The organism is Streptomyces dengpaensis (genome assembly GCF_002946835.1).
Taxonomy (GTDB): domain Bacteria; phylum Actinomycetota; class Actinomycetes; order Streptomycetales; family Streptomycetaceae; genus Streptomyces; species Streptomyces dengpaensis.
This window is the reverse complement of sequence record NZ_CP026652.1, coordinates 1,573,982-1,600,888: the sequence shown is the minus strand read 5'-3', so window position 1 is coordinate 1,600,888 and position 26,907 is coordinate 1,573,982. Positions and strand designations below refer to the sequence as shown.

Genomic DNA, 26,907 nt, shown 5'->3' with positions numbered 1-26,907 from the left:
GCACGAGGAGAGTGCCGCAAGTCCCTGACCTGCTGCAACTCTAAGAATGTTGAATTCAGCGGGACTTGGCGGGACGGTCGGTGCGGTGCGCCGGACGCTGCGCAGCACCGCGGGCGGCGGCGGGCGCGGTGGCCGTGTGCTCGGGCATGGCGGAAGGGTCGGCGGGCAGATCGGCCATGCGCCGCAGCCGCCACACGAGCACGTCGCTGATCGAGTCTGCGGTGTCCAACTCCCGTCGCTCGGCGGCCTCGGCCAGGAGCGCGGCCGGGTCGTGCCCAGCGTGCTCGACATCGGCGAGCGTGGCGGCAAGGGCGTACCAGCCCTGCTCGGTGAGGACCTGCTCGGCCAGCTCCGGGACGGCCTGGCGCAGGTAGGCGGCCTGCTTGCGCTGCAGGGGCTGGGACAGACGCCGACCGCGCTGGTGCATGACGGACAGGTACATCGGCGCGGCGGCTTGGTAAGCGGCGCGTAGGTGCTCGGCGGCCTGGCGGGCAGCAGCGGCCTGCTGGGCGTGCTCCTTCTTCCCGTGCCAGTGGGCGGCCGCGGTGACCAGGAAGAACACCATGTCGATCAACATGGCGGTGGTGGCGCCGTCCTCCCCACGACCGAGCGCCGGCCCGCCGTAGACGAGGTCACGGGCAGCCTGCCGCAGACCACGGTCGTGGCCCCGTTCGGCCCGGATGTGGGAGCGGGAGGCCCGCTCGAACGCCCAGGCGGCATCTCGCAGTTCGCGCCGGGTGTGCGCGGCCGAGGTCTTGGCGAGCGCGTCGAGGACCTCGCCGGCCGCGGCGAGCTGCGCGGCGATCTGCCCGTCGTCGCTCTGGTCGACGACGAGTACGGCCTGCCAGACCGCCGTCGTCGCCTGGCGCCGCGCGGTCGACGGGTTGACACGCGCCGAGCCGGGGGAGCGGTCCGCGGCGGCTTCGGGGCCGGGTCCGGAGCCGTTGCCGGCCCACCGCTCGCGGATGCGCGGTAGGGAGAGGTCGGGTGCGAGGGTGGAGCCCGAATAGTAGATCGGCTCCTGGTCCTCGTTGCGGTCGTCGGGCAGCGCGACCTTGTAGCCGAGCAGATCGCCGGAGGGTGCGACGCGCTGGCTGACCAGGAGGCCGGCGGCGGCCAGGCGGTCGAAGAACTCCTGCTCGCTGGCGACGCCGGCGGCGGCGCGGCGCACCGTCTCTCGCAGTTCCTCGCGTGGCGTTCGTTCCTTGCCCTGGCGGTTCGCCTTGTGGCGTTCGGCGCTGGTGGGGCGCTTGGCGGCGGTTCCGTCGCCGGCGTTCAATCGGCGTAGCCCGTAGTCCACTTCGATCTTCCGGGCTTCCGCCTGGGAGCGGGCGCCATCCTGGCGGATGCGGGCTTGGCGGCCGTCATGGCGGACGACGGTGGCGATGATGTGGATGTGGTCGTCAGCGTGGCGGACAGCCGCCCAGCGGCAGGCGGCATCGTCGCCTTCAGGGGCGATGCCGGTGGCGGCGACCATGCGGCGGGCGATGTCCGCCCACTGCTCGTCCGTGAGGATCGGGTCTTCGGGGGCGGCGCGTACGGACAGGTGCCACACATGCTCGGCGGGCCTGGCGCTTTCGGGCAGTGCTATGACGGGCTGGTCGAGCAGACGCTGCAGGTCGCCGTACGTCGCCTCGGGGTCGCGGCCGGGGTCGGGGGTCAGGCGATCCCACGCCGCGACGAGGTGGGGGTCGATGTGCTCCTCGGCCTTGCCGGGGCCGTACAGGTAGGCCACCAGGCCGCGGGTGTCCGTGCCCATGTCGTGGACTTTGGGGATCATGCAGCCGGACGCTCGCCGTCCAGGTAGCGCCGGAGGAAGGCGTCCACACGCAGGGAGATCCGGTCGACGGCAGAGAGGACCGCCGTGGCCTGCGGCGCGGGCTCGTCCGAATTCAGGGCTGCCGCAACCTGGTTGAGGTTGTTGCCGATCCGGTTCAGTGCGGTTCGCAGGTCGAACAGCTCCTTCAGCATCTCGCGTTCGCCGGCGATTTCCGCGGCGGTGCGGTCGAGGTTGCGGGCGGCTTTGAGCGCGGCGCGGGCAAGGTAGCTGGCGATGCTCATATTGCAGGCGGCAGCAGCACGGACGAGGAGCTGGTACTCGTCGTCGTTCATGCGGCAGCTCGGCTGGTGCATGCGCTTCTTTTCGTCGCGCAGGCGCGCACGCTGCTGAACGTGGGGTTTCGGCGGCATGGTGTGGGCGCAGTCGGTGATGTGGCAGGAGTGGTTCTCCCCTTCTTCAGGATGCGAGCCGCCCTCGGTCGCATCCTGACGGATCGGCGCCCCCTGGTGCCGATCCGCTCCCGCCACCCCCGGGGCGGGAGACGCAAGAGCATTGCTCCCACCGGGAGCAATGCTCTTGCACCAACTTGCTCCCGTCGAGGTCGAGTTGGGTTCCGGCTCACCGTGCGCGGGAGGGGGGTTTGTCGTCGGGTTCGTCATCGGGTGTGGTTCCTCGTGGTGCGGATGCGGTGCTGGATCTCGGCGGCGAGTTCGACCATGGCGGTCGCGCCGTCGAGGATGCGGACGGGCGATTCGGGGCGGTGCTGGACGAGCCACTGGCCGTTGGGGGCCAGTACGGCTGCGTGCAGCAACTGGTGGCGCACGAGCACGTCCGCCCAGGCGCCGGCCTCGGCGGTCGACGGGGCGTGCGTACGCGGGTGGCGGGCAGGAATGGCGATCCCTTCGTGGCAGGAGCGGTGGCCCGACCGAGGCCGGGCCACCATGCGGAATGCACAGTCAGGCGCGTGACCTGCCTCTTTGCAGGTGTCAGCCGCACTCGGGGCAGCGGTCGAGGTGCGTGTTCAGGGCCCGCGCCATGTTCCGCTTCACCGAGACGGCGTTCTTCGCGCTGGTCTTCGCCGGCGCGGAGCCCTGGTGGCGCTCGGCGTGGCCGCGCAGGAAGCGGACGTCCCGCTCGAAGTCGGCCTTGATGGTGGTGAACCTGTGGCAGGTCTTCATCGGGTCGTACTCCTTGTCGTGGTGGTGCCCGCCTCGGCCCGCAGCAGTTGCAGGAGCCGTGTCAGGTTCTCGTTCCGGCCGCCCGGGAGGTTCAGGGCGCGAAGGATCTCCCGCAGCTGGGGACGGGTGATGACCGCGTTTCCGTCGCGTTCCAGCAGCGCGGGTATGTGGGGACGGACCAGCTCGGCCGTTTCCTCGATGCTCAGCGGCGGCTGCCGCCGAGGACGCTTGGGCTTCCCGGCACTCGGCCGGCTCCGCTGCGTCTTCGTCTTGGCCTTCGTCTTCCGGCGTACGGGGACGGTGTGGGGAGGGGTCCCGTTGGGCTCGGTCCCCGTTTCGGTGTCGGGGTGTTCGCCGTCCCCATTGCCGTTGGGGACGGTGTGGGGACGGTCCCCATTGGGCTCGGTCCCCGTTTCGGAGTCGGGGCTCTCGCCGTCCCCGTTGTCGTCGGCGACGGTGCGGGGACGGTCCACAACGGCCTCCGTCCCCGATTCGGTGTCCGAGTGCTTCTCGACTTCGTCGCTGACCGGGACGGCTGCCGGGGACGGGCCGGTGCCCCGCTGAACAGTGGCGTCGTGGACGCTGCCGCTGGTACCGTCGGCGCTTTCGTTGGCCCCGGGGACGGTGACGTTGTCCTCGGCAGCCGCCTCTTCGCCTTGGCCAGACGGGCGCGAGTCGTCGTCCTCGACGTGGTCCCCATCTCCGTTGGGGACGGTGTGGGGACGGTCCCCGTCGGGCTCGGTCCCCATCCCCCGTGCTGCTGCGTCCCCGACAGCGCGGTCCCCGATCAGCGCGGTGGTTCGGGGACCGACTTTGGGGACCGTGCTTGGGGACGGGGGCGGCGCGCTCGCCGGCCAAGTTGCCGGGGACAGAGCGAGAGGGGACCGGTCCCCACGGTGCTCGTCGTACTCCGACGCGGACTGAGTCCAAGGGGACGGCAGGACCATGGTGGCGAGGGCGGCGGCGTTCCGACGGGCGGCCAGCTGCTCCAGCAGGGCACGGCGCTGGTCCGGGTCGGTGCCGACCCCGGAGCGCGTAAGAGCCTTCTCGAGCCGACGGGTGATCCTGCGCCCACGGAGACCGGTGCGCGCCTCCTCGGACATCCTGGCCAGTCGGGAGGCGAGGTCCCCTGCCCGTTCCGTGGCGCGGTCCTTGGTGATCTGGGCAGCATCGCGGTTCCGCGTAGCGACACCCAGGCGCGAGAGAAGGCGTTCCCGCGCTTCGCGTCCGAGCGTGGCCAGCAGCCCCTGAGAAGTGGCGTCCGGCTTGTGCATCCGCAGTTCGATGCCCATGGCACGGTGCCAGAGCAGGGCCGCCATGACCGGGCCGACGATGGCTCGCACGGTGCCGCCCACCGGCCCGGATTCGGCGTACGCCGGGATGATCTGCACCCCGGTCAGCACCCAGACGAGGGTGCCGGACACGCCGGGCGTGCCCTCGATACGCAGGCTCTGGCGGGCCAGCAGGGCGTTCGCGAACAGCGCCACCTCGGCGATGGAGAAGAAGGCGGCCCGTTGTACCGTGCTGGTCATGCCGAGGTAGTCCGCGGCGAAGAACCAGCTCGTCTCGGCGCTATACGCCGTACAGCCGAGCGCGGCGAGGGCCGCGACCCAGACCGTGAGGGTGCCGGCGCGCGAGGCGCCTGCCCGGGTCCGGTTGCGCCGGATCGACCATCCGGCCAGTACCAGGGCGAGCACCCCGATGGCTCCGACCACGTAGCCGAGTTCGATGCCGAAGGGGAGAGACATGGCGATGGGGTGAGTCATGCGGCCTTTCGGAGGGCGGCGATCAGGGAGTGGGTCTGCACCTGGCGGGGCACCTGCACTGGCGAGGCGACGTCCTCGTCCTCGGCGGTCTCGTCGTCGGCCGGCTCGGTCTCGTCGAGCTGGTCCCAGTAGCGGTCGCGGTCGGCGACGGCGTGGGCGGCGTTGCGCATCAGGTCGCGCGCCCAGTCGAGGTCGAGGCGCAGCATGTACGCGAGGCGCTCGGGGCTCCAGCCGCGTACGTAGGCGTGGCGGGTGACGGCCTCGCGCTCGGCGTCGCTGAGGTGGACGTCGCGCCCCTCGAAGGCCGCCTTCACCCGGCTGTAGTCCAGACGCTTGTTGACCCGGGCGTGCCAGGGGCGGCGCTCGTCCTCGGTGAGCCCGCCCCACATGCCCTGGCGGATCTCGTTGTCGAGGGCGTAGTTGAAGCACGCCTTCTTCACCGGGCACCGGCCGCAGATCGACTTGGCCTCGTCGATGGCCGCGCGGTCGCGGGCTGCGTGGAAGAACAGCTCGTCGATGTCCTTGGCCAGCATGTTGTGGCACAGGCCGCGGGCCTGCCAGCTGTGGTCGGCGATGCCCCGGATGGTCGAGGTCGGGGTGTCGTTGGTGGTGATGTGGCGCAAGGCAGTCTCCGGAAGTCGCCTCGGTCGGCGCGGGTCGCTCGGCACCGGTGCTGGCTGGGGTGCGGCGGGGCGCTGCGAGGCGGGCTCGGGGTACGGCGGCGGGCCGTACGCAAGGCGGAACGTTTCTGTGGAGAAGCGGGTTGCGGTCAGGCGGCAGGAGCCTTGGCCTGCGCCGCCAGGGCGCGGTCGATGCGACCGGGGTGGGCAGTGACACGCGGTGCGTTGCCCCGGGCGGAGCCGTCGAGGGTGATGCGCCGGCGGCGGCAGGGCTCCCCCTCGGCGGCGTGACACCAGTCGCACGGCACGCCGAGGACGTCGGGGCCTCCGGCGCCGATGGCGGCTTCGCGGGCGGCGCGGGCCGGGCGGTAGGGGGCTAGCTCGGCGCGTGCGGCGGGCGGGATGTAGGAGCCGACGGCGGCCAGCTGGTCCTTGAGGCCCGGCCGGTGTCGCCCTGCGGTGATCCCGCGGTGTGCCGAAGGGGCGGCCACTCCGGCAGCCACGGCGTCTCGCGCGGCCAGGAGCTCGGCCCTCCAGGCTTCCGGATTGTCCGGGTCGGCCATGGGTGTCGGGTCGGTGTGCCGGGCCAGACGGTCGCGGCGGTGCGCCTGCCATTCGCGGGCCACGTCGGCCGGCAGGATCGGGTACGGCGAACTCACGATGCGCTTGCGGACGATCTCGCGGACGTCCCAGCCCTGCCCGGTGGCCATCGGGACGTCGCCGAGCAGCTCGTGCCACATGGCGAGCTGGTCGCGGGCCTCGCCCGTGTCGGTGCGGATGGTGCGCGGGTCCAGGCGCCCGACGTAGGTGAGCACGGCAGCAACTTCGCGGCGGTCCAAGGTCGTTACTCCGTTCCAGTCGGTTCGTCGACGGCGGCGAGCAGGGCGGCCATGTGCGCATCAGCGCGGGTCATGCCGGTCTGCGGCGCGGGGGTGCCGCCGGGCAGGGCGTAAAGATGCGGGCGCTGGGGTGTGGGGCTGTGCTCGCGGGCGATCCAGGCCCGCCAGTCGGCAGCCCAGGTGGCGGTGGGGCGAGGGCTCCAGGTGCCGCGGTGGTGGCGCCACTTTGCGTCGGCGGCCTGGAGGCCGTGCTCGCCGAGGCGGGCGAGGTGCCCCTGCTGCTGGGCCCAGAACAGGCTCGCGTCGTCGACCTGCCAGTCTGCGGCGGAGGTGAGGTCGGCAGCACTACTGCTGCTGTACCTACGGTTCACCTTCGGTTCACTACGGTTCTGGGGGTCAGGTTCAGACCCGGAGGGGGGTCGGATTTTGACCCGGGGAGGGGTCAGGTTCTGACGAGGGGGTGCAGATTTGGACCCGGTCAGGTCCTCACGGCGGGGGTCGGATTCCGACCCGGTCTTGGGCCAGATGCCGTGCTTGCGCAGCCGCTCGATGTCCAGTGCGGGCACCGGATCGGACTCGGCCGGGGGGTCGACATACGCCTCGGGGTCGACTTTCCGGGCCGCCGCGACCTTGGCCAGCCACGCAGCGGCGCGCGGCAGCCGGTAGACAGTGCTGTGCTGCGGCCCGTCGAGGTCGTCGAGCACCTCCAGCTCGCCGGCCTCGGCCAGTGCCGTGATGGCGCCGCGTACGGCGTTGCGGCTGGCGTTCGTGCGCTTCATCAGTGAGGTGAGGGACGCCCAGGCGACGCACTGTTCGTCGGGGATCCGGTCGGCGATCGACAGCAGGACCAGGCGCGCGTTTCCGCGGCTGGTGCTGCACTTCCACGCCCATTCGCGGGTGTCCCGGCTCATCGGGTCACCGCCCAGGCGGGGCGGGCGCCGGGGGCCGGCTCCGGCGCGAGGGCGCCGGGCAACCGGTGGGCGGGCAGGGAGCCGGGCGGTGAAGCGAGGACGGCTGCCGCGCGAGCCGGGGAAACCGGCCCTTTGCGCAGGGCAGGCGGCATGTGGGACTCTCCTCCGTGGTGAAACCCGCGCCGGTGTGCCTCGTTGGAAAGGACCGGTGCGGTGACGGTGGGTAAATCTCCGCCCTTGCCGGGGCAGGAGTACCATTTGGCGTTCGGCGTCCGGGAGTTACCGCTCCCTGGGCGCCGTCGCTGTGTTCGGGGCTATCTCACCCCGGCTGGATCGAGCGTTCCGCATGTGGCTCCTAGCGTCGTCTGCCGCCGGGCGGGGAACCCGGCGAGGGACGACGAACATATTCAGGCCCTGCGGCAAGATCCAGACCTTGCTAAAGGACTCTCTACAAGTCGCAACGGAGTGCGGCGGTACCTGCCCCTACGGGTGGAGGCAGCGGGCCGCGACGCAGGCAGCAGGTTGATCGCCCCTACGTACTCGGAGATGACCTTCACTGCGCCCCCTCGTGTCTCGCGCCACAACGCAGCGCAGTGGCGAGTTCGGCGGCGCCGAACATGGCGGTGCGCTCGGCGGCACCCGCCATGTCGAGGTAGTCCGCGGCGAACCGCCAGCTGGTGTCGGCGCTGCACGCGATGGCGGCGAGGGAAGCGACCCACTCCGCCGGTGCAGACGCCCGCGACGTTTCGGTGCGGGCGCGGCGGCGCAAAGGCAGCCATCCACCCACAAGCATGGCTAGGACTGGCAGCGCGACGCGGTGCCCGAATGACCTCACGGAATTACCCGCGCGGGCATCGCGAAGGGGATCGAGCGTTCCCACTGTTGCCTCTGGGCCTTCCATTCGAAGATCAAATTCGCCCTCTAGTCACGGCCGCGACTAATGTCGCTAAGTGAAAGTGACACGTGTCACGTTCACGGTGCCCACCTGTCGAAAAGCGTGGACGGATCAGCTCGAAGGGTGGACGCGCAAACGCGGAAGGCGTTTGCAAGGTAGAACCTTCCATATCCAAGATCGATGCGTCAACTGTCGTTAATGGTGGAGTACAGTGGCCGAACCATTGTGAACCCGCCCCTGGAAAGGATCATGAAAGCGCCGACAGAGGGACCGATGAGTCCCCGTGCAAAGAAGCTCAGTGACCGGCTCAATCGCCTGTTTGAAGCGGTGCACCCGCCCGATCGCGGCCCGTACACCAATGGGGAAGTGGCTGAGCTGATGGCCGAGCGAGGGCTTGAAACGGTGAGCGATACCTACCTTTGGATGCTACGCACTGGTCGCCGAGACAATCCGACGATGCGTCATCTTGAGGCCCTGGCAAGCTTTTTCGGTGTGCCTGCCGCCTATTGGTTCGATGATGAGGTCGCTGAAAAGACAGCGCAGGAACTGAAGTTGCTGGAATTGCTCCGCGATTCGAAGATCAAAAACGTACTCCTTCGCCTGTCGGACGTCTCGGCAGATGGAAAGGATGCGGTTCTTGGGCTCGTGGACGGCGTGCGGAAGATGGAGGGGCTGCCGCCCTCCAAGTAGCCGGATTTCGGCTGCAGTTCAGGAAATGATCAAGGAATGGTAATGTGGTCTGTGCGTAGGCGGCGCCAGGGTGACCTCCTGGCCGAGCTGGATCTCCCTCACGTCACAAATATCCGCGATCTACGCGCCGAGGTCTCTCGTCGCACGGGTCGTGAGGTGATCCTGGAGCCCCGGGAGCAGGCACCGTCGGTCTGTGGGGCATGTGCCGTCACCGAGAGTGCCGTCTACGTGTTCTACGACCCGCGGACCAGCACCCTGCATCAAGATCACATCATCGCTCACGAGTTCAGCCACCTGCTGCTCGGGCACCATGAGTCCCGGCCGCTGTCCGCCCTGGTGCCGACTCTCATCACCACCATGGACCCGGCCGTCGTACAGATGATGCTGGGGCGCACCAAATACGACGAAGCCGAGGAACGCGACACCGAACTCCTTGCTTCGCTCCTTCAGCGCAGGATCCTCGACCGGTGGCTGCGCAGCGACGATTCCTCCGGCGACGACGTCCAGGACCGGGTCACGCACACCCTGCTGCGTCGACGGGAGGCGCGACAGTGAAGGACCTGCTCCACCCCATCAGCCTCGTCGTCGCCGCACTGGGTTTCCTGTGCCTTCTGCGGGATATCCCCGCCCGGCGCCGCGACCCTGCCACGACGGCCCTGGCCGCCGTCTTCCTGCTGTCGGGCCTGTCGTTCCTGTTCTCCATCACCCCGATGTGGAATTACCTCGATCGCGTCCTGGGCACCGTGAACCTGTCCGTTCCCCTGGCCCAGAGCTGCGTGATCGCGCTGATCGCCTGCCAGCAGGTGGTGCTCACCTACTGGGGATCGCCCCCGGACATCGCACGCAGGAGAGCGCGGGCGTGGCTCGGCGCCGGCCTCGCAGTGATCGCGGGGCTGCTGGTGCTCTTCGCCCTGCTGACCCCCAGCGCGCCCAGGCCGATCGACTTCACGCTGTATTACGCGCACGACAACATGTACGCCGCGTACCTCACCCTGTACGTCACCGCGTACACGATCGGCGAGGTGCTCCTCGCCCGGGCCTGCTGGCGCCTTGCTCGGAGTAGTAAACGGACCTCCGTCCGGGTCGGTCTGCGGGTCGTCGCCCTGGGTGCCACCATCACCCTCGGATACAGCGCCGTGCGGATCGGCAACGTCATCGCGGGCGCCTTCGACACCTCCCTCGCGGGCTGGGAGAACTTCGCCTGGACGTGCGGCGACGTCGGCGCCATGCTCACCCTCATCGGCTGGCTGGTGCCCACGATCACCGACCAGGCCCAGAGCGTCCAGTGCCGGTTCAAGCAGCACCTCAGCTACTACCGCCTGCGCCGCCTGTGGCTGGCCTTCTACAGCGAGGCGCCCGAGATCCGCCTGCCAATCGACCGGGGCGATCCCGCCCCGCGCCGCCGTTTCCGCAGCATCGGGTTCAAGCTCTATCGACGGGCGGTCGAGATCCGTGACGGCCGCTTCGTGATCCGTCAGTACCTCGAGGCAGGCGTCCGCGAAAGAAGCGAAGCCCACCACAGTGCGCGAGGGCTCTCTGGCGAAGAGCTGAACGCCGCTGTCACTGCCGACCAAATACTCGCCGGTATCGCGGCCCGCAAGACGGGCGAGCGTCCCCATCCCGACTGGCTCACCGACTTCGCCGATGCCGGCCCCGAGACCAGCCAGCTAATGGACGACATCGATGCCCTCCTCGCCGTCGCCCGCCACGTTCCCCGCCAACGTGCCCGCACCCCCCACCCCGAGCGAGCCTCCGCATGACCGACCTGACCCGCCAGCCCGCGCACGTCCAACTGCGCGCTCTGGACCGCCGCGAGATCTCCAGCCGCGAGCTGCTTGACCTCCACCTTGACCGAATCGACGCCACCACGCTCAATGCCGTCGTCACCCGCGACGACGACGCGGCCCGGCAAGCCGCTCACACCGCCGACGAGCGCCGAGCTCGCGGCGAGGCCGTTGGGGTCCTCGACGGCCTCCCGATCACCATCAAGGACAGCTTCGAAACGGCCGGCCTGCGCACCACCAGCGGAGCCGAGGAACTGGCGGACCACATTCCTGACCAGGACGCCGACGCTGTCGCGCGGCTCCGCCACCAGGGCGCGGTGATCATGGGCAAGACCAACACCCCCGCCTACTGCCAGGACCTCCACACCGACAACGCCCTCTTCGGCCCCACACTCAACCCGCACGACCCAGCGCGGACGGTCGGTGGCTCCTCGGGGGGACCCGCCGCGGCGGTCGCAGCCCACCTCACCCCCGCCGACCTCGGCAGCGACCTCGCCGGCTCGCTGCGCCTGCCCGCCCACTACTGCGGGGTATACGGACTGCGGCCGACACACGGCCTCGTTCCGGCTCGCGGCCACGTTCCCCGGCCACCGGGCTGGCTCACCAGCAGCGACATGGTCACCCCCGGCCCCCTGGCGCGCCACCCCCGAGACCTCGACCTGCTGCTCAACGCGCTCACCACGCCGGCACCGGGCGAGGGGACGCCCTGGTGCGTAGATCTGCCGACGGTCGGCAAGGGCGTCGAGCACCTGAGCATTGCGATCTGGGCCGAGGACCCGGACTGCCCCGTCGACCACGAGACCGCACAGGCCCTTGCCACCCTTGAGGAGGTGCTGACCGCAGCCGGAGCCTTGGTCCGACACACGCCCGGACCTGTTCGCTTCACCGACTCCACGAGCCTGTTCGAACAACTCCTGTACGCCACCGCGACGGCCACAGTCGACGATGAAACCGCTGCTGCTGAACTCGCCGCGGCAGGACAACTGCAGGACGACGACACCAGCCCCCGCGCGATCTTCCTCCGCCACCGGAGCCAAACCCACCGCAGCTGGCTGCGTGCGAACGAAGCACGTGCCCGCCTCCGATCGGACTGGCAGCGGCTCTTCACGGAACACGACGTCCTCGTCACACCAGCCGCCCCCACAGCCGCGATCCCGGCAGGCAGCCGCGCCCTCGCGGTCGACGGCCAGGAGCGGAACTTCTTCGACCAGACTGGCTGGGTCAACCTCACCAGCCACATCGGCCTCCCCAGCCTGGTCGTACCAGTGACCACGACCGCCCAGGGACTGCCCATTGGAGTCCAGGTCATCGGCCGGCCATACGCAGATCGCGTTCTGCTCGACGTGGCGGAACGGCTCGCGACGCTGCTTCGTGCCTTCGGGTGAGGCAGCCGTAATCGCTCCTGTGGCGGCCGACGCTGTGTTCCTGCGGCGCTCGTGCTGCTAGATGGCCGGATTCGCCTCAAACTCGTTTTCATGTGTGGGGAGTTAAGCGTCGTCTGGCACGGCGGGGAGCCCCTGGCCACCGGTGCACAGGAAGACCCTCATGCCCAAGTTCACCTATCCGCTCCCGCTGTGCTGGGCCGACGCCAACAGCTACGGGCACGTCAACAGCTCCCGCTACCTGATCTATCTCGACGGCGGCACGCCTTCGTGGTTCAGCGGTCCGTCATCGACTACCAGACGCCGATGGACTACCGCGACCAACCCGTACACGTGGATGTCTGGGTCGTCACCTGCCGCGGCGCGCGGCTCGAGCTGGGGTACGCCATCAGGGACGCCGAGAACACGTACGCCGAGGCGACAACCAAGATGGCCGCCTACAACCTGGAGACGGGTGCACCGCGCCGCATCTCGGAGGCTGAGGCCGAATTCTTCGCGCGCTACAAAGCGGCGTGATCAGTCTCGTGTCCTGCTGCTGGGGCCTAGTAGTTCAGGTGCGGGAAGGTCACGGTCGGGCGCCGACGTCTCCGTGACGCGCACGCCTCGCTAGGCAGCCGCCCGCTCAACGAGCAGGCCCGGTACGTTGATGTAGTCGCCGGGCTCGCGTACCTCGATCGGCATCGTGAGCCCGAGCAGTGGCGCCACGTCCGCGAGACGCGCATACGTGATCCCGTAGGTGTCCAGCCGATGACGCCATGCTTCCGACATCGGGATCGCGTTCCAGGCGCCCTCTAGCTGCTCGTAGGCCGAGGAGACACGGTAAGCGGCCTCCCGTGCCAGCTCGATGTTGGTGGCGAAGAGCAGCTTCCAGTGCGCATCGTGCGGGGTGCCTTCCGGTGCGGGCCACTGTGGTGTCCCCGGCACGATGTCCCACCGGATCCAGTCAAAGAGCACGCGCTGCATGGTGTCGAGGCACAGGCCGCCGATGGGCCTGTCCCATACGGCCATCGCCAGGCGGATCGACTCGGCGAGGGCGAGAGCGAGCCCGTCTAGACCGAGCCGGGGGTCGTACCAGTACCGACGCTGGCCGACGGAGCGGTCGTCATCGCGGGGGAGCGCTTCCACCCAGGAGACAAGTGCTTCCGCCCATGGCACGCACTCTGCCAGCGGATGCCGGCCGTCGTGGGCAGCCGCATACCGCTTCGTGTGCTCACGCACACAGGTAGCCAAGTCCACCGGCACGCCTGCCTCCTGTCGTAAGGATCACCGGCAACACCCCCGGCCTGACCTCTCGTCCCGCGCGGTCTTGAGTGCCGGGTCGGCGTCGAGGGCGCGCAGGAGCATGCCGGCTCCGCGCAGCGTGCCGAAGTGAGCGAGGTCCTGCCCGGCGCCCGCGTCGGAGTTGCTCCGGTAGGCGGCGGCCATCGGGGCGTGGATGCCCATCCGGTCGATGATGGCGGGCAGGTACGGATCGTCCTCGCGTTCGGGCAGGAGCGCGGCGCGGGCGCGAGTACTGCCGTCGTGTCCTCCGGAGCCGGGCGGCATTCTCGGCAGGGTGCTCTCTGGTTCCACACGCTGCGGTACCTGTTCGCGCGGCACGGTGCGGCGAGGTGGTCCGTGCGCGGCTCAGGAGCTGTGATCCGGTTTTTCCGTGGCGTACCAGAACGGATCGACGGCTCCGGAGTCGTTGTGATCGCGACCGAGATCGAACAGACGGAATAGGTCCCCACGGATCTGGAAGACGCCCAACTCCGCGTCGACCGCATCCTGGGCGAAGCCCACGAGAGCGGCGACCCCGTGCAGATCATGAGGTTGTTCGGGCTGTCCTCCACGACCGCGATGAACTACGTGACCACGGCACACCCTGCGGAAGGGGCGAACATCAGAAGGTAGGTGAGATGCAAGGACCTCTCCCCTCCTGCCAGTTGTGTCCACGGGCCAGCGCAATCGCCGTGTGAACCCAGACCCCTTGCTTTCTCCCTTTCTGCATCAGGATGTCAGTGCTGGTCACTAGAGTGACTGCGTACTCCTTGTGGAGCCTCCCTCACTTGAAGTGGCGGTGGACCCCGAACATGGAAGGCCGCGATGCGGCCAGGAAGCCCATGGGTGGTGGGCCAGGGCAGCAGGAAGGGCAGCATGACTCCCCCTCCTGACTGACCAACCAGCACTGCAAGCGGGGTGGTGAAACCACGGGAGGCGGATGCGACGGCCAAGCGCCGCCGTACCGTCCGTCCTACCTCGAAGGAGAGCCACCGACGTGGCCGACGCACTGTTTGACCATGAAGACCCCGAGGACATCGACGACGCCGATCCAACGCTGATCGCCGTGCACGGATGGAATGTCGCCGAGCCCAAGAAGGCCAAGACCCGGGTCACCAAGCTCAGAAAACTGATCGACGCCGGCGCCGTCCACCTCCATCCCGACCATCTGGACTGGACCCGGTTCATCCTGAACTGGGCGGAAGTTGACCGAACGCTTCCCACCTACAGCCCCAAGACCGGCCGCTATCGCGATCGGGTCCGGCCCATGCGGCTCGGTGAGTATCGCGTGTACTGCCTCGACCTGTTGATGCCGACGGTGACCACCGTTCAGCAGCTCATGAACTACCGTACCCGGCAGGGGCGTTCGCTGCGCGACGTTCCCGATACCTTCCGACCCGTGTCACGGAGTCACCCCCTCCTGGACGGGCACGGCGTTCCCGTGGTGGGCGTCACGCACACCTACGTGACGGCGGAAGGGCTCCTCAACGAGCTCCGCACGGCTTCGCAGAAGGTACGGGAATCGCGGCAGCGTGAGCGCGGCTGGGAGCCACTTCACGATGCGGTACTCAGCGATGGGGTGGAGGATGGCGGTCTGTGGCTGCAGACAGTCTTCGCCCCTTTGGGCGACGACGGCGAGCCGGACTGGACACGGGCCGTCAGCACCCTGGCGCCAGCGGACGCGGCCAGTCGCAAGGCCGTGTGCGACAGCCGGGTCGACCCGGACGGCATGCTGGCCGCTCTGCCTCTGCTGAAGCCCCGTCGCTCGGACGTCTTTGACGGAACAGAGAAAGACCCCTCCGCAGTGGTCAGCGTCACCGAGGCGGTGAGCGTCCAACTGGGCAGGGTCAAGACAGCTGTTTCCGGTATCGACTTCGTCGATGATCTACCAGATGAAGCGCGCGAGTTGCTGCACGCCACGGTCATGCCGGTGCGGCTTGCCTACCGGGTGACCGACTCGCGCGGACGTGACATCCGGCTGGACGGACCCGCCCTCTTCCGTAGCATCCAGAAGCACTTCCACGGGCCTGAACACTTGGGACACCCGCCCGCGGAAGCAGAGAGGCTCGTGGCCGACGACACGTACGCAGCACTTCGGCAGGCAATCGAAGAGGGCAAGTTCGAGACACCGACTGCCGTGTCCGGACCTGCCGCATTGACGTGGTCCGTCCCCCTGCTGGACGCGGTTTGTAGCGGTGAGCCGCTGGATGCGCTCGCGGAACTCGGCCTACCGACGACCTGGCAGGGCCGTGTTGCCGCCGCCGTGATGCTTGTCTTCGGCGACGGACCAGAGAGAGCGATCATCGGGCGGGTCCTCAAGTCGAGGCCGCAGGGCGGACTGTACAACGACCGCCTGGACGAGCGTCGCCTTTCGCTCCTGCGCGAGTGGACCTTCGGGGAGACCCCTGTCAACCGCCGGGCATTCGAGCAGATCGAGGCCAAGGCGGTCTTCGAGGACCCGCTGCGCTCCTGGAACGGCAACACGGACGAGCTCGTGGAACTCGTGTGCGCAGGGCAGGCCACCCCCACCGAGACAGCGCTGTTCGAGGTGCTGGCCACCACAGCGGCCGGCCGCAATGGCATGCAGATCGTCGACATCGGATCTGCCCAGCAGGCACGCGGCTTCGCCAGCGTCAAGGCATACCAGGCTCTCCGCGGACGGCTGGTACGCACAGCCCCGGGCGCTGACGCGACCCTTGAGTTCGTTCAGTGCGGACCGGCCTATATGCGGGCGCTCCTTAAGGATCAGCTTCTGCTGAAAGACCCTCAGCCCAGAAGCATCGGCGGCCTCACCCCAGAGGCGCCCACGGACGCCGACTGGAGAATCTGGTCGGCCAACAAGATCGGCGCCCTGAACGAGGACGGCGCTCCAGCTGCATCCCGCTCGGTACGCGCAGCGATGACCGGCGACAGCGAGCTGATCCAGGACCCAGACGGCACCGTGCGCTATCACATGATCGACGTGCCGCAGCTCGTGCCCGACAACTTCCTTGACCAGTTCTCCACCCAGGCATTGACCCGCCGGGCCAAGGACCGCCAAGCCTCGGCCGAGAACAGGGAGCAGGAAAGGCCGCTCACGGCTGACGAACGGGTGGGCGAGGCACTCGACGCGGCGGTGAAACTGCTCCCCGCACTGGGCAGTGAGGTCGGGAAGCTCGAAGGTCTACAGGCGGGAGGCCACCTCTTCGACGTCTCCCAGCGAAGCCGACTCACCGAACTCGCTCTCGATGTCCGGGGAGCCGGCCAGCACGACCAGAAGGCCATCGCTGGCCGCATCGACACCATCGTGCGCAATGCCCGGGACCAAGAAAGCCAGCTTGTACAAGTGCAGGAGATGATCGAAGACGGGAACCATGCAGCGGCAGCCGACCATGACGATGGTGAAGACGGCGAGAACCCAGCCGAACTGCTCCTGGCCAGCAAGGATGCCGGATGAGCCGCATAGTGCTGACTCCCGCCCTATGGCAGGCGATGAGCGACCGCGCTGGCAAGTGGCGACTACAGCATGATCCCGTAGCGCATCCGATCTCTGCGCTGCGTCACATCAGCGCCTCGCGCTGTGTCTACGTTCCGCTGATCGCTACTCAGCGACCGGCGGGTACCTTCGCCATCGATTACATCGGATCCGCCGCACGTGATCATCCGCGCGCCGTGTGGCGGCGCATCGCAGGTGAGCATCAACTTGTTCATCTCGACCGCAAGAGGGACTGGGATCGCGTCGTGGTCCTGCCCTTGAAGCCGGACACACCGTTGCCTGTGGTCCGGATCATTGAAGCGGCCGTTGCCGATCTTTGCGGGCGGCCGCCGCGCTGCTCCCGACTCCCGCACCTGCCCACAGACTGGCGTGCTCGCGTAGGCATGTAGCAAGCAGCAACGGAACCCGTTCGCCCTCCAGTCTGGTGCGCGTCCTGGGGTGCCTCGGACGCGTTTCGGTGGGTTAGCCGGCGCCGGCTAACCCACCGAAACGCTAGGAACATCGGCCCGCCCACGGGCACCTACGCGGTAGGCGGCACTTGTAGGGGCAGAGACAATCCGGCGATCGCGGCAAGAGCAATGAGCAGCGGCATGAGCTGTACGAGCCGGTCAGCGGGATAGTCCGGCCAGGAGGAGCGCGGCCACGCTCCCGGCCTCGGTGATCCGGCCGGCTCGCACAGCTTCGACGGCGTCGCCCAGCTTCCACCGCTGCACCGTCATGCCGATCTCGGTCTCGTCGCGATGTGTACGACCCGGCCGAAGGCCCGTGGCCAGGAAGAGATGGGTCCGTGCACCCGTGGTCGCAGGAAGCGGATCGATGACGCCGATCAGACGTGTCTCGTCCGCAACCAGGCCGGTCTCCTCTTCCAGTTCCCGGACGGCTGCTGCCTGTGGCTCCTGCCCCCCGATGCCGCCCCCGGGGAGGTGCAGGATACGACGTTCTTGGAGGTAGAAGTCGTCCTCGACCAGCACGACATGGCCGTCGTCATCTAGGGCGATCACACGCACGCCGTCCTCAACAACGACGTGCTCGTACTCTCCGGCTACGCCGTCCGGCCTGATCACTGAGTCGCGGTTCAGCGTGATGAAGGGGCCTCGGTGAAGAACCTCGGTTGCCGTCCGTGTCCACCCCGTCATCGTGCCCCTTTCTGAACCAGCGCCGTGCTGGTCGTGGAGATCCACGCTATGCCCGGATGGGCGAACTCAGATGCCCGTACGCTGAAGTCGTGCCGATGACATGTGAGTTCCGACGCCAACCGGTCTCGGATTCTCGGAACCCACGCGCTTCCGCCGGGGGGATCTCTGATTGTCCCGACTGGCAGAAGACCGCGACAGCCGCACTCGACGACCTCGACATCACATTCCTCAACCCGCGCCGCAGCAACTTCCCGCTGCACGACCCAAACGCCGAAGCGGACCAGGTCAATTGGGAGTACCGGCATCTGCGCCGCGCCCATCTCGTCGTGTTCTGGTTCCCGGAGTCGCCCACCAGCCACCAGCCGATCGCCCTCTACGAACTGGGGGCGCTCGTTGGCAAGGGCGGCGCTCTGGTCGTCGGAACCGATCCCAGCTACGTACGCCGCACGAATCTGGTGACGCAGCTCGCCCACGCACGCCCGGAGCTTCAGGTCCACACCACACTGGCGGACACGATCGAAGCGAGCCGCGCAGCCATACGGGCTTCGCGGTGATCGCGGGCTGGGCCCTGCTCGGGGTCATCGTCGCCGTGGCCATCGCGGCCGTCACAGTCGTACGCGCGGCCCGGGTATCGATCAGGCAAGACCTGCTGTCGCTGGGCGAGATGCAGCAGCTCGCCGGCGCGCTCGCGAAGTTGACCACCACTGCCTACGCCTTCGCGTCCCCTCTCCTCAAGGAGCGGACATCCTGGATCGGCTGGCTGTGGTGGCGCACCCGGATCGGACCGGACGGGAAGACCGAGCGGGACATGGGCTGGGCCCTGACGTACCGGCGGGCACGGAAAGCTGCTGGGGCTCCTCTCGACTGGCGACTGCTCAGCGGCAGCGAAGTCGTTGTCGTCCCCAGGGACGCGCAGCTGCCGGAATCGGCCGTGGGGGAGCCGAACGGCGCTCCCTCACAGGAGCGTTGAAGTACCGGACGCTCGGCACGCTCACTCGAGTTCTAGCGTGGTGCCCGGCCTCCACCTCCCCGGCCGAGTGCTAGGGAAGGCGCCCGGCATCGGCCGTCCTCGGTGGTCCATCGTGTCGCCCGGGGGCGCACCCATCGTGCCGGAGTGCAGGAAGGCACAAGGGCAGCGTCCTGGACTTCGGACGTGCACACGTCTGGGCCATGGAGCGGATGACCTCTGTGCCGCCGTCGTACGTCACGGCGTCTTCGCTGTCGGCAGGAGGTTCGAACCGGGCGAAGAAGCCATCCATGGTGTACCCGCCAAGCCGTAGCCACCACGGTGAGGGTGATGGCGTCCGTATTGCCGTTCGGGGGAGTTACGGCAGGACGAGGAGCACGAGTGCGGCGACTGCGAAGGCGATGGACATCTGGGCCGAGCGCATCGTGATGAAGTGGCGATCGCGGTGCGCGGCGTCGGTCTGATCGCGGTGGGCCACCCCGGATTCGGCGTATGCCCGCATCCGATCGCGGTGGATACGGGCGCGATGCCGGGTGGAGACCATGGTGTAGATCATGAGCGCGAAGCTGGTCACGGAGCATGCCAGGGACAGCGCGATCATCGGGCGCCGTCCAGGGGCAGCCGGTGCCCGGTCATCATCTGCACGAACTGCTGGTGCGTCTCGTGGGTCTGGATACGCAATCCCGTCGTCGGCCTGTGCCCCGTCCGCTTCTCGTACAGGGACAACGACCGCTTCAGCAGCTCTCGCCACTGCTTGGCCTGGATCAGGTCCGCGCAGGCCGGGCACGCGTACCAGGGCGTGTCGTTGAGGCCCCTGGAGGAGAACACTTCTGCGGGCCGGAGTCCTGCAATCAGACCGACCCGTGTCTCCACGGGGAGGACCTGGTAGGACCAGACGGCTTCGATCTCCGGATCGCAGAAGTCGCACCGGTGGAAGACTTCGCCCCAGACCGGCTCGACCTCGTGTCCGGCCGTTGCCTCGCCCTCCGTGTGCCGGAACACCTGCTTGACCGCATGGCCGCCGGTCAGCGTCCCGGCGTGCGCCCGATGCCCGCACCTGCCGCACGTTAGGCGCCGGTCGTCGCGGGTCACCGTCGTCTTGTCATCCACGGTTGTTGACGATAGCGCCTCTCGACACCGCCGCCCGGGGCAGCACGTCTTCACCCCGCCCAGCCGCGGGCACTCACCGCATCACGCGGGGTTCAGTCCTCCTCGCCGAATACGGCGGCCAGGTGTGCTGCTTGGCGTCGGTGCTGCTCGCCGAAGAGGACGTCGGCCATCATCACGCCGCGTTCCCAGTAGGTGCCGGAGCCCTGGGCGAGGGGATGGCGGCGCCCGTCGTGACGGCTGCCGGCGAAGGTGGCGACGTCGACGACGGTCTCCCGCGCGGCACAGCGGATCCGGTCCCACAGCCCCCGTTCATCGGGGTGGTCCGAGCGCGCGGCGTCCAGCAGCCGGTGCACTTCCGCGTGACCGGGGCCGGCGGGGCCGGGGGTGTTCTCCAGGGCTTGGTAGGGGTGGCGGTGCAGGGTGCCGGTGACGCCTTCCTCGCCGGGTGCGCCCAGAGGCACCAGGTGCAGTTCGTCGTCGGGCAGCGCGAAGTGGTCCATACGCTCGTGCAGGGCCGCGGCGATGAGTACCACGATCAGCGGGCGGTCGTCCCCGTGGAAGGCTGCGGTCTCGGCCTCGGTGAGCCGCGTGCCGTCGGTGCGAAGTCGCTCGATGCGCCTGGCCATGAGTAGATCGGCCCAGGCCAGGCAGTACTCCCAGCGGGAGCGGGGCAGACGCGGGGCAGAGTTCGGCTTGGCGGCGGCCACTGGTCCACCATCCCTTCTGTGTGCGCCAGTTGGACGCTCGCGCACGTCAAGCCCCCTCCCATTTACCGGTTTCCGGATAAGGCTGGGGAGTGAAAGCGACCGCCTACCCAACGGTGCCCCACGACGTTCCCGTCCGGGCGGGCACGTGCGTGTCGGACGCCTCCGGTAGGACGGCAGGTGTGGACGGGGTCCGCACGGGGACGAGGGTAGTCCGCACGAAGCGCGGGCGTCCGGCACGGTCCCTGGAGAGCCCCGCGCAGCCGACGTCCACCCGTTTGTGCCTGCTCACGGCTTCGCGGAGGGTGTCCCGGACGGCGGGGGCGGTGACGACGCCGAGGTCTCCCGCCACGGTCACCCGGCAGTTGCCGGGCCCGGTGTCTGGGCGCCCCGGGCGCGGCTATTCGATGGGCTGGTCGTTGCGGTAGAACCACACGCGGCCGGTGTTGAGGCTGTCGAGGTAGTCCAGCAGAGGTTCGATCTCGGGCCGGGGCGCGGTGGAGGACGCCAGAACGGACTTCGCCTCGTCCAGCGGCAGCAGGACCGCGCCGGTCACTTTGCCGTCCGGATCGTGCACCGCGATCTCGCCGTCCCAGTCGGCGCAGTCGAAGGTCGCGACCACGGTGGAGGGGTACCGGTCGGTCGTGGTGTTGACGAGGTAGGCCAGCGGGCCCACCGCCGTCAGGTTCAGACCGGTCTCTTCCCGGACCTCGCGCACCAGTGCCTCGGCGAGGAGTTCACCGCGCTCTACGCCGCCGCCGGGGATGGACCACATCTCCTGGCCGTCACGCTGTTCCTGGACCAGAACGATGTGATCGCCGCGCCGCAGCAGCGCGGCGACGACCTGGACGCCGGGCCCGCCGGCCGGTGCTGGAGCCGGGGCGGCGGCGGTTTCGTTGGCAGTCATGTTCGCTCCAGTTCGGTTCGCAGGGCTGCGGTGCACCCGGGGGCTGGGTGGGGTCACGGCCGTGCCAGTACAGGAAGTACGGCAGGGTGATGACCAGGCGGTGGAAGGCGAGGCGCTGCTCGAACAACGGGTCGGCCGGGGCCCCGCGTTGCTGCCAGCAGGTGTTGGCGGTCGGGGCGGAGGGCAGGCACCAGCGGTCGAGTTTGACGAAGTCACTGGCGGCTTCCGCCGGGGTGGCGTGGTTGAAGTCGAGCAGGGCGATCTTGCCGCCGGGTTGGATGAGGATGTTATCGGGGTGGATGTCCTGAGGGGTATTCACGCAGTCCTGGGTGCCGAGCTGTTCGGCCAGCGGCAGACCGCGTCGGCGGCTCTCCTCGGCGAGCACGGTGGGGATCAGCCGATGCCGGCGGAGATCGTCGAGGCAGGTCGGGGCGGTGAAGGGGAAGACGAATCCGCCGTGCGCGGCGTCGACGTGCAGGAAGCAGCGGACGTGTCCGGGGCGCTGGAAGGCGATGTCGCGCAGGTCTGTGGCGATCTCGTCGACGGGGCCGGCGAAGCCGCTGTTGTAGTTCCCGGCGGTGGCCACCACGATGATCCCGGTAACCCCGTCCGCGATGGCCTCGGCGGCGGCCTGGCGGATCTGTTCACGGGTCAGAGTCCAGGCGGGTCCGGCGGGCAGGCGTACGAGGTCGAGGTCGAGGATCTCTGCGGCTTTGGCGACGGAGGAGTGGCACAGGTCCGAGGTGAGCACGGGTATCCGGTGGCCGCCGGTGCGCAGCAGGTTGTGGGCGATGCACAGGGCGGAGAGGGTCGCTTCGCTGGCACCGCTGGTCAGGTGTCCGTCGGGTCCATCCCCTCTTTGGGTGAGAACGGGTTCTGGGAACCGATCGAAGATCAATCGGACTCCGGCGGACAGTTGTTAATCTTGCTCGGGCAAAGGACCGTTTGCGAGAGTAACCGTGCGCGAACCTCCGGCCCTCGCTTCCTTCGGTGAAGATCGTCAGTATGCGGCGGACGGGTTGGCGGCCCATCTGTTCGAACTTCGCAAGCAAGGGCGGCCGATGGCGGGGCTTCAGCCGACGGCTCGGAGCCGTTCGAGGAGTTCGCTGACACCGGCCGTGTGTGCGTATCGCGACAGTTCCGGTTCGAGGTCGCGCACCATCGTCACGCACCTGGGCGCGTCGATCCGGCTGGCCAAGCCGAGGGAACGGGTAGCGGTCGCCGCGGCGATCTCCGGTTCGCCGTCCCGGAGGTAGGTCTCGGCCTGGTAGGTCAGGAACACGGATTTGGTCTTGGAGCGGGTGGCGGTCAGCAGGGCGATGCCCTCTTCCATCAGATGGCGGGCCTGGCGCCGCTGGCCGAGATCCGCAAGACAACGGCCGCCGTCGGCTGCGAGGTCCGCAGTTATGTTGGCGCTTCGTTCTGTCTCACGAAGCACGCGGTTATGTTCGCGTAACTGCTGTCTCAGGGGGTTCAATGAAGCGCACCAGCACTTCAACGGCCATCGGTCTGCAAGGAGCCGACATCTCCTTCCGCCAGTCGACGCCGGAGGCCGTGGTCTTCCTACACCGGACTGCGCAGGCTCGGACAGCCGGTCCGTGGCCCTTCGACGCGTCGGCCGTGTTGGAACGGTCGGGAGCATGCGACGGCAAGTGCTTCATCCTCGGCCCCGACGGTTCGTACGACGTCCAGTTGAACCGGTTCGGGCGCGAACTCGACAGCTGGGGGGTGCGGTCGGACAACGGGCACGAGGGCTACATGCGCGACATCATGCTGTACTGCCGGTTCCTGCACGAGTCCCGGGGAGGGAAGTCGATATGGGAGACGGACAGTGCTGATCTGCGCGCCTACAAGGTCGTCCGAATGCGGATGGACGACGAGAACTCGATCAGCGCTGCCACGTGGCGCCGGTCCATCGCGGCTCTCGACAAGTGGGTGGAGTGGTCCCTGTACGAGGAACTGCTGGATCGCGAGCCGTTCCGGTACATCGACAATACGGTCATGACGCCGCAGGGCCCGAAGCGCGTCCGGGTCAACGCCGAGTACGACGTGCACGACGACCAAGAGCCCCTGCGTATTGTGCAGTTCGTTGACTACCTGCTGTGGCGCAATGTCGGGCTGCTGGGCGAGCTGCCGGACGGCAGACCGGACCCGAAGTGGCGTGGTCGGCACGGTGCGCGCAACGCGCTGTTCGCCGACTCGCTCGTCTACACCGGCATGCGCCTGGGCGAGGGGGCGAGTCTGCTGACGACCGAGCTTCCTCCCGTGGAAGGGGGCAGGGGCGAGATCTACCTCGCGGCTCAGGTGACCAAGCGACACAAGGCCCGCAGGGTGTTCGCGAATCGGCGGACGCTGCGGGCGTGGCACCACTACCTGTCGATCGAGCGGTCGGCCGTGGTGGAGCAGGCGCGGGCCCGTGAGCGGTACGTCGGGCTGGAGGAGTTCGTTCCGGTGGGTCGCGCGGGGCGTCACGCCTTGACGGTGGTGGGCTCTTCCCGCGCCTGGTCGTACTCGAAGATCGGCGTCGGCGTGCGGCAGAACCTGTTCCGTGTGGATGCTGTCGGCCTGCCGCGGGAGCCGCTGGCGCTGTGGCTGGGCGAGGACGGGTATCCGCTCAAGTCCTCCACGTGGCAGTCAGCGTTCCGCCGGGCCAACGAGCGCTGTGCGTCCTTCGGGATCGACGTAGAGGTTTCGCCCCATACTCTCCGTCATGTTTTCTCCGCTTAGTTTCAGTGTGGCGATTGGCTCCAACTGGGTTGGTGGTCTGGGTGTTTGGGCTTTGCGCTGAGCCGTGTGGTGTTTCTACTGTCAGCGCCCATGATCTTGAGTTTCTTCTCGTCCCGGGGCTGGGAATCCTGGGACGTTGAGTATCCGCCGTTGGTCCCCGAGGGGATGCCCGTGCTCGTCGACGACGACCTGTGCTTCGAGGACGGCCCGGCTGCGCTGCGCCCGGCGGCGGTGGTGAACCGGTGGCTGCGCGAGTTGCCGGGCAGCGGGGCGCCGGCGCCGAGCTCGTGGAAGAACTACGCGCGAGCCCTCAAGGAGTGGACCGAGTTCCTGGCCGAGCACGGGGTCGGGTTGTTCGACTCGCGGGAGCAGCTGAAGGCGGGGCTGAGCCGGTACTGCCGCCATGGACCGGCTCCTTCGCGGCGAGATCCCGCCCAGCGGAAGTGCGACATCAAGACCCTCGCCATTGAGGCCGCGGTCGACCGCACCGCTTTCTTCGGCACCCGCCCCTACGCTCACCTCCGCGTCGAATTCGAGCGACGCCTCCAGGCCCTGCAGCAGGCCGGGGAGATCCCCGACCCCCGCGAAGCCCAGATCACCCGCCTCAGGGCGGAGAACGCCAAGCTCAGGGAACGTCTGACCCAGTCGGAGCAGACGATCGACGCCCTCACCGACTTCCGCACGCAGTCCCTGGTCCGGCTCGCCGCCCAGCACGAAGAGATCGTCCACCTTCGTGGGATTACCGCTGCGAAAGATCGCATCACTCGGCTCCCTGCAGGCCGAACGCCAGCGGCGACGATGGGACCCTGCGGTTGAGGCGCCCGTTGGAATTAAGTAGTCAGGCCGCGCAGGTGGCCCGGATTCGTGTCCCCCACGGGTGGGGGACACGAGACGACGGTCGTCTACGAGCGGTCCGTGATCACCCGCATCACCCAGTCGGTTACGGAGCGGCTGACTCCAGCGCACCAACCACGCACGGCTGCCAACGCCAGATCCCACCTGCGCGCGCTGTGCTTGTCCCCTTCGGATTGCTTACCGTGGTTCATCAGGGTCCCTTCACCTGAGCGGATCCGAAGGGCTCGCCGGAGAGGTTTGCGGCCATCCGGCGAGCCCGCCTTCCCCACTAGTGAAAGGCCACCTGACCTACTAGCATCAGGACTTGAGACTTCATCAGATTACATCTGACTACGCGAGACTTCATGAGAGTTCGTCAATGCCGAACAAACCGCGGGTGCTCGATCTCACTCATCCCCTGGAACGTTTCGCTGATCGCCTGCGCAAACTCCAACGCGCAGCGATGGCGCGGGCTCAGTCTCCAGATGAGCTGGACAATCTCCAAGTGGAGAGGATCTCCGGGCCTCACACCGCGAGCAGGGCGACTATCTACGCAGCGCTCTCCGGCCGACGACTTCCGTCTCCACGAACCCTTCTTGTGATGGTCCTCGCATGGGACGCTCGTGGAGTCGCTGCAGGTCAGGAGTGGCTTGACCTCCGCAGTGAAACCGAGGAACAGCTCGCGCTCTACCACTCTGCAGAGATCTCACGAACAGCCGACTCTGACAGCCAGCCGGCTATTCGCACCCCAGCAGTGCCATCTCGCGAGGGGGGTGGCCGCCGCCCCCATAATCCCGTAGATCCCAATGCTCCTGGCGCTGCCCTAGCCGTGACCCTGCGAAGCCTGCGGAGGAAGGCTGGCAACCCGCCTATTAGGGCGATCAGCCACGCTGCTGGGCTCAGTCAGTCCACGGTGTCCAGGATGCTGAGAGGCGACCGTATGCCCTCGCTGGCCGCCGTCACCTCGGTCGCGTCCGTTCTGGAAACTGACGAGAAGGCTCTCGCTCGTGTGCAGGAAGAGTGGGAGCGCACTCGATGGAACGACCCGAGCTCGGCAGAGGGCTTCGAGGAGGAATGGGATTGGCGGCAGGCCGAGCATGACGCCCTGCGAGAGCGACTCCGCCAGAGACAAGAACAGCTCCGCTGGAGCGAGGAAGAACTGAGGCGCCGGGAAGAGAGATTGGCGCAGCTTGAGCAGGCCCTGGCTGATGCTCAGGATGCTGCCGCTTCGGTCGAGATTGACGAGGTACTGAAGCGCGTGGAGGAGAGGTCGGCGCAGCTTGAGCAGGCTCTGGCCGATGCTCGGAATGCTGCCGTGTCGAACGCCGCGATCGAGCAGGTTGGGAGCGATCTTACCGTTTGGGCCAATGATGTTCAGGCCGAGGACGACGGGATCGTCGACGTTGAGATCGTCGACGAGGGTAGCTTCTCTGGCGCCCCAGCCCTGCCAAGTGGTGAGGCCCTATCAGGGCAATGAGCCAGGTCCTGCGCTCTCCCGGCGAGACGACGCTCAACGAGCCAGCGATTTACCTCACGACAGCGTCGCTGAAAACACAACATGCCGATCGGCCAGCATCGCAAATGTGGCATCCAGAGTTGGCTGCTCAATCGCCACACGGACTCACCGCACACGACCTCTGCGGACACAAGGCACATTTTTGCAGTTCAGATGCTTGGCCTGATGCTGCGGCAGACCATCCGCGCGCTGGGGCAGCGGGAGGACCGGAGCTTTACCAGGGCGGAGTTGGAGCGGCTGCTGTTCGGCAGCCCTATGCGCAAGCTGCAGCTGCTTCTCGGACATGCGCACGAGTCGACGGTCTACATCTACCTGGACCTTCTGGATGAGTTCCAGGAGATCGTCCTGTCGGCGCTCGCGGAGTGGGACACCCAGGTCGCGGCCCTGGAGGCCGTTGCTGCGGAGGCGGCTGCATGAGGACGCGGC

Annotated in this window: 33 protein-coding genes; 13 read left to right on the top strand and 20 right to left on the bottom strand. The window is 68.2% G+C overall.

The window, feature by feature from the left end; all coding sequences use genetic code 11:
• Window positions 1-55: 55 nt before the first annotated feature.
• From C4B68_RS07345 to C4B68_RS07305, 10 genes are all read right to left on the bottom strand, one after another.
• Window positions 56-1,780 carry a relaxase/mobilization nuclease domain-containing protein gene (locus tag C4B68_RS07345; RefSeq protein ID WP_099498600.1) on the bottom strand — a complete coding sequence of 575 codons (1,725 nt, stop codon included), beginning with the start codon at window positions 1,778-1,780 and terminating at the stop codon, window positions 56-58.
• Entirely contained in the window at window positions 1,777-2,307 is a 531-nt protein-coding gene (locus C4B68_RS07340) for a plasmid mobilization protein (protein WP_240634216.1), read from the bottom strand. Before C4B68_RS07340 ends, C4B68_RS07345 begins: the two co-directional genes overlap by 4 nt.
• A 128-nt stretch (window positions 2,308-2,435) precedes the next feature.
• A complete protein-coding gene (locus C4B68_RS07335) occupies window positions 2,436-2,723 on the bottom strand; it encodes a hypothetical protein (RefSeq protein WP_099498599.1) in 288 nt (95 codons plus the stop codon).
• Window positions 2,724-2,766: 43 nt separating this feature from the next.
• Window positions 2,767-2,958 carry a hypothetical protein gene (locus C4B68_RS07330; protein ID WP_099498598.1) on the bottom strand — a complete coding sequence of 64 codons (192 nt, stop codon included), beginning with the start codon at window positions 2,956-2,958 and terminating at the stop codon, window positions 2,767-2,769.
• Complete coding sequence (locus tag C4B68_RS07325) at window positions 2,955-4,724, bottom strand: ICP22 family protein (protein ID WP_099498597.1); 1,770 nt, start codon at window positions 4,722-4,724, stop codon at window positions 2,955-2,957. The genes C4B68_RS07330 and C4B68_RS07325 overlap by 4 nt, the downstream gene beginning before the upstream one ends.
• Entirely contained in the window at window positions 4,721-5,347 is a 627-nt protein-coding gene (locus C4B68_RS07320; RefSeq protein ID WP_099498596.1) for a WhiB family transcriptional regulator, read from the bottom strand. The genes C4B68_RS07325 and C4B68_RS07320 overlap by 4 nt, the downstream gene beginning before the upstream one ends.
• Window positions 5,348-5,493: 146 nt before the next feature.
• A complete protein-coding gene (locus C4B68_RS07315) occupies window positions 5,494-6,183 on the bottom strand; it encodes a zinc finger domain-containing protein (protein ID WP_099498595.1) in 690 nt (229 codons plus the stop codon).
• Window positions 6,184-6,188: 5 nt separating this feature from the next.
• Window positions 6,189-7,094, bottom strand: coding sequence for a helix-turn-helix domain-containing protein (locus C4B68_RS07310; protein ID WP_099498594.1), 906 nt, complete (start codon window positions 7,092-7,094; stop codon window positions 6,189-6,191).
• The gene (locus tag C4B68_RS41800; protein ID WP_167459038.1) at window positions 7,091-7,246 is read right to left on the bottom strand and encodes a hypothetical protein; all 156 of its coding nucleotides are present in this window, start codon (window positions 7,244-7,246) and stop codon (window positions 7,091-7,093) included. Before C4B68_RS41800 ends, C4B68_RS07310 begins: the two co-directional genes overlap by 4 nt.
• A 401-nt stretch (window positions 7,247-7,647) precedes the next feature.
• On the bottom strand, window positions 7,648-7,887 hold the full coding sequence (locus C4B68_RS07305) for a hypothetical protein (RefSeq protein ID WP_143674204.1): 240 nt from the start codon (window positions 7,885-7,887) through the stop codon (window positions 7,648-7,650).
• A gap of 282 nt (window positions 7,888-8,169) precedes the next feature.
• Here C4B68_RS07305 and C4B68_RS07300 point away from each other — a divergent pair, with 282 nt between their 5' ends.
• From C4B68_RS07300 to C4B68_RS44665, 5 genes are all read left to right on the top strand, one after another.
• A complete protein-coding gene (locus tag C4B68_RS07300; protein ID WP_240634214.1) occupies window positions 8,170-8,679 on the top strand; it encodes an XRE family transcriptional regulator in 510 nt (169 codons plus the stop codon).
• Between the two features lie 42 nt (window positions 8,680-8,721).
• Window positions 8,722-9,234: a ParH-like protein gene (locus C4B68_RS43035; RefSeq protein WP_240634213.1), complete on the top strand. Its 513-nt coding sequence runs from the start codon at window positions 8,722-8,724 to the stop codon at window positions 9,232-9,234.
• On the top strand, window positions 9,231-10,439 hold the full coding sequence (locus C4B68_RS07290; RefSeq protein ID WP_099498591.1) for an MAB_1171c family putative transporter: 1,209 nt from the start codon (window positions 9,231-9,233) through the stop codon (window positions 10,437-10,439). Before C4B68_RS43035 ends, C4B68_RS07290 begins: the two co-directional genes overlap by 4 nt.
• Window positions 10,436-11,848 (top strand): amidase family protein, encoded by a 1,413-nt coding sequence (locus tag C4B68_RS07285; RefSeq protein WP_099498590.1) that lies wholly within the window; start codon window positions 10,436-10,438, stop codon window positions 11,846-11,848. The genes C4B68_RS07290 and C4B68_RS07285 overlap by 4 nt, the downstream gene beginning before the upstream one ends.
• Window positions 11,849-11,938: 90 nt before the next feature.
• Complete coding sequence (locus C4B68_RS44665) at window positions 11,939-12,361, top strand: acyl-CoA thioesterase (protein WP_373682167.1); 423 nt, start codon at window positions 11,939-11,941, stop codon at window positions 12,359-12,361.
• Window positions 12,362-12,451: 90 nt separating this feature from the next.
• On the opposite strand, the gene C4B68_RS07275 is transcribed toward C4B68_RS44665, so the two are convergent.
• The 3 genes from C4B68_RS07275 to C4B68_RS41795 all read right to left on the bottom strand — a co-directional run bounded on the left by C4B68_RS07275 (window position 12,452) and on the right by C4B68_RS41795 (window position 13,627).
• Complete coding sequence (locus C4B68_RS07275) at window positions 12,452-13,063, bottom strand: hypothetical protein (protein WP_099498589.1); 612 nt, start codon at window positions 13,061-13,063, stop codon at window positions 12,452-12,454.
• Window positions 13,064-13,108: 45 nt separating this feature from the next.
• Entirely contained in the window at window positions 13,109-13,390 is a 282-nt protein-coding gene (locus C4B68_RS07270) for a hypothetical protein (RefSeq protein ID WP_099498588.1), read from the bottom strand.
• An 81-nt stretch (window positions 13,391-13,471) separates the two neighbouring features.
• Window positions 13,472-13,627, bottom strand: coding sequence for a hypothetical protein (locus C4B68_RS41795; protein ID WP_167459037.1), 156 nt, complete (start codon window positions 13,625-13,627; stop codon window positions 13,472-13,474).
• Between the two features lie 475 nt (window positions 13,628-14,102).
• Here C4B68_RS41795 and C4B68_RS07265 point away from each other — a divergent pair, with 475 nt between their 5' ends.
• A complete protein-coding gene (locus C4B68_RS07265; RefSeq protein WP_099498587.1) occupies window positions 14,103-16,541 on the top strand; it encodes a hypothetical protein in 2,439 nt (812 codons plus the stop codon).
• A complete protein-coding gene (locus C4B68_RS41265; RefSeq protein WP_143674202.1) occupies window positions 16,538-16,969 on the top strand; it encodes a hypothetical protein in 432 nt (143 codons plus the stop codon). The genes C4B68_RS07265 and C4B68_RS41265 overlap by 4 nt, the downstream gene beginning before the upstream one ends.
• 219 nt (window positions 16,970-17,188) lie before the next feature.
• On the opposite strand, the gene C4B68_RS07260 is transcribed toward C4B68_RS41265, so the two are convergent.
• Window positions 17,189-17,581 (bottom strand): NUDIX domain-containing protein, encoded by a 393-nt coding sequence (locus C4B68_RS07260; protein WP_167459036.1) that lies wholly within the window; start codon window positions 17,579-17,581, stop codon window positions 17,189-17,191.
• 230 nt (window positions 17,582-17,811) lie between these two features.
• Here C4B68_RS07260 and C4B68_RS07255 point away from each other — a divergent pair, with 230 nt between their 5' ends.
• A complete protein-coding gene (locus C4B68_RS07255) occupies window positions 17,812-18,270 on the top strand; it encodes a nucleoside 2-deoxyribosyltransferase domain-containing protein (protein ID WP_240634681.1) in 459 nt (152 codons plus the stop codon).
• Window positions 18,267-18,686: a hypothetical protein gene (locus C4B68_RS07250; RefSeq protein ID WP_099498584.1), complete on the top strand. Its 420-nt coding sequence runs from the start codon at window positions 18,267-18,269 to the stop codon at window positions 18,684-18,686. The genes C4B68_RS07255 and C4B68_RS07250 overlap by 4 nt, the downstream gene beginning before the upstream one ends.
• Before the next feature lie 355 nt (window positions 18,687-19,041).
• Here C4B68_RS07250 and C4B68_RS07245 read toward each other — a convergent pair whose 3' ends face one another.
• The 6 genes from C4B68_RS07245 to C4B68_RS07220 all read right to left on the bottom strand — a co-directional run bounded on the left by C4B68_RS07245 (window position 19,042) and on the right by C4B68_RS07220 (window position 22,842).
• Window positions 19,042-19,284, bottom strand: coding sequence for a hypothetical protein (locus C4B68_RS07245; protein WP_099498583.1), 243 nt, complete (start codon window positions 19,282-19,284; stop codon window positions 19,042-19,044).
• Complete coding sequence (locus tag C4B68_RS07240) at window positions 19,281-19,793, bottom strand: hypothetical protein (protein ID WP_099498582.1); 513 nt, start codon at window positions 19,791-19,793, stop codon at window positions 19,281-19,283. Before C4B68_RS07240 ends, C4B68_RS07245 begins: the two co-directional genes overlap by 4 nt.
• 92 nt (window positions 19,794-19,885) lie before the next feature.
• Window positions 19,886-20,500: a hypothetical protein gene (locus C4B68_RS07235; protein ID WP_099498581.1), complete on the bottom strand. Its 615-nt coding sequence runs from the start codon at window positions 20,498-20,500 to the stop codon at window positions 19,886-19,888.
• A gap of 397 nt (window positions 20,501-20,897) precedes the next feature.
• On the bottom strand, window positions 20,898-21,302 hold the full coding sequence (locus tag C4B68_RS07230) for an NUDIX domain-containing protein (protein ID WP_240634680.1): 405 nt from the start codon (window positions 21,300-21,302) through the stop codon (window positions 20,898-20,900).
• Entirely contained in the window at window positions 21,283-22,302 is a 1,020-nt protein-coding gene (locus tag C4B68_RS43030) for a pyridoxal-dependent decarboxylase (RefSeq protein WP_099498579.1), read from the bottom strand. Before C4B68_RS43030 ends, C4B68_RS07230 begins: the two co-directional genes overlap by 20 nt.
• Before the next feature lie 174 nt (window positions 22,303-22,476).
• Window positions 22,477-22,842: an NsdA family TPR-like regulatory protein gene (locus C4B68_RS07220; protein ID WP_143674200.1), complete on the bottom strand. Its 366-nt coding sequence runs from the start codon at window positions 22,840-22,842 to the stop codon at window positions 22,477-22,479.
• Between the two features lie 38 nt (window positions 22,843-22,880).
• Here C4B68_RS07220 and C4B68_RS07215 point away from each other — a divergent pair, with 38 nt between their 5' ends.
• From C4B68_RS07215 to C4B68_RS07195, 4 genes are all read left to right on the top strand, one after another.
• Window positions 22,881-24,131, top strand: coding sequence for a tyrosine-type recombinase/integrase (locus C4B68_RS07215; protein WP_099498577.1), 1,251 nt, complete (start codon window positions 22,881-22,883; stop codon window positions 24,129-24,131).
• Between the two features lie 90 nt (window positions 24,132-24,221).
• Window positions 24,222-24,947 carry a hypothetical protein gene (locus C4B68_RS43025; RefSeq protein ID WP_240634211.1) on the top strand — a complete coding sequence of 242 codons (726 nt, stop codon included), beginning with the start codon at window positions 24,222-24,224 and terminating at the stop codon, window positions 24,945-24,947.
• Between the two features lie 397 nt (window positions 24,948-25,344).
• Entirely contained in the window at window positions 25,345-26,442 is a 1,098-nt protein-coding gene (locus tag C4B68_RS41790; protein ID WP_099498576.1) for a helix-turn-helix domain-containing protein, read from the top strand.
• 204 nt (window positions 26,443-26,646) lie between these two features.
• Complete coding sequence (locus C4B68_RS07195) at window positions 26,647-26,898, top strand: hypothetical protein (RefSeq protein WP_143674196.1); 252 nt, start codon at window positions 26,647-26,649, stop codon at window positions 26,896-26,898.
• Window positions 26,899-26,907: the final 9 nt, after the last annotated feature.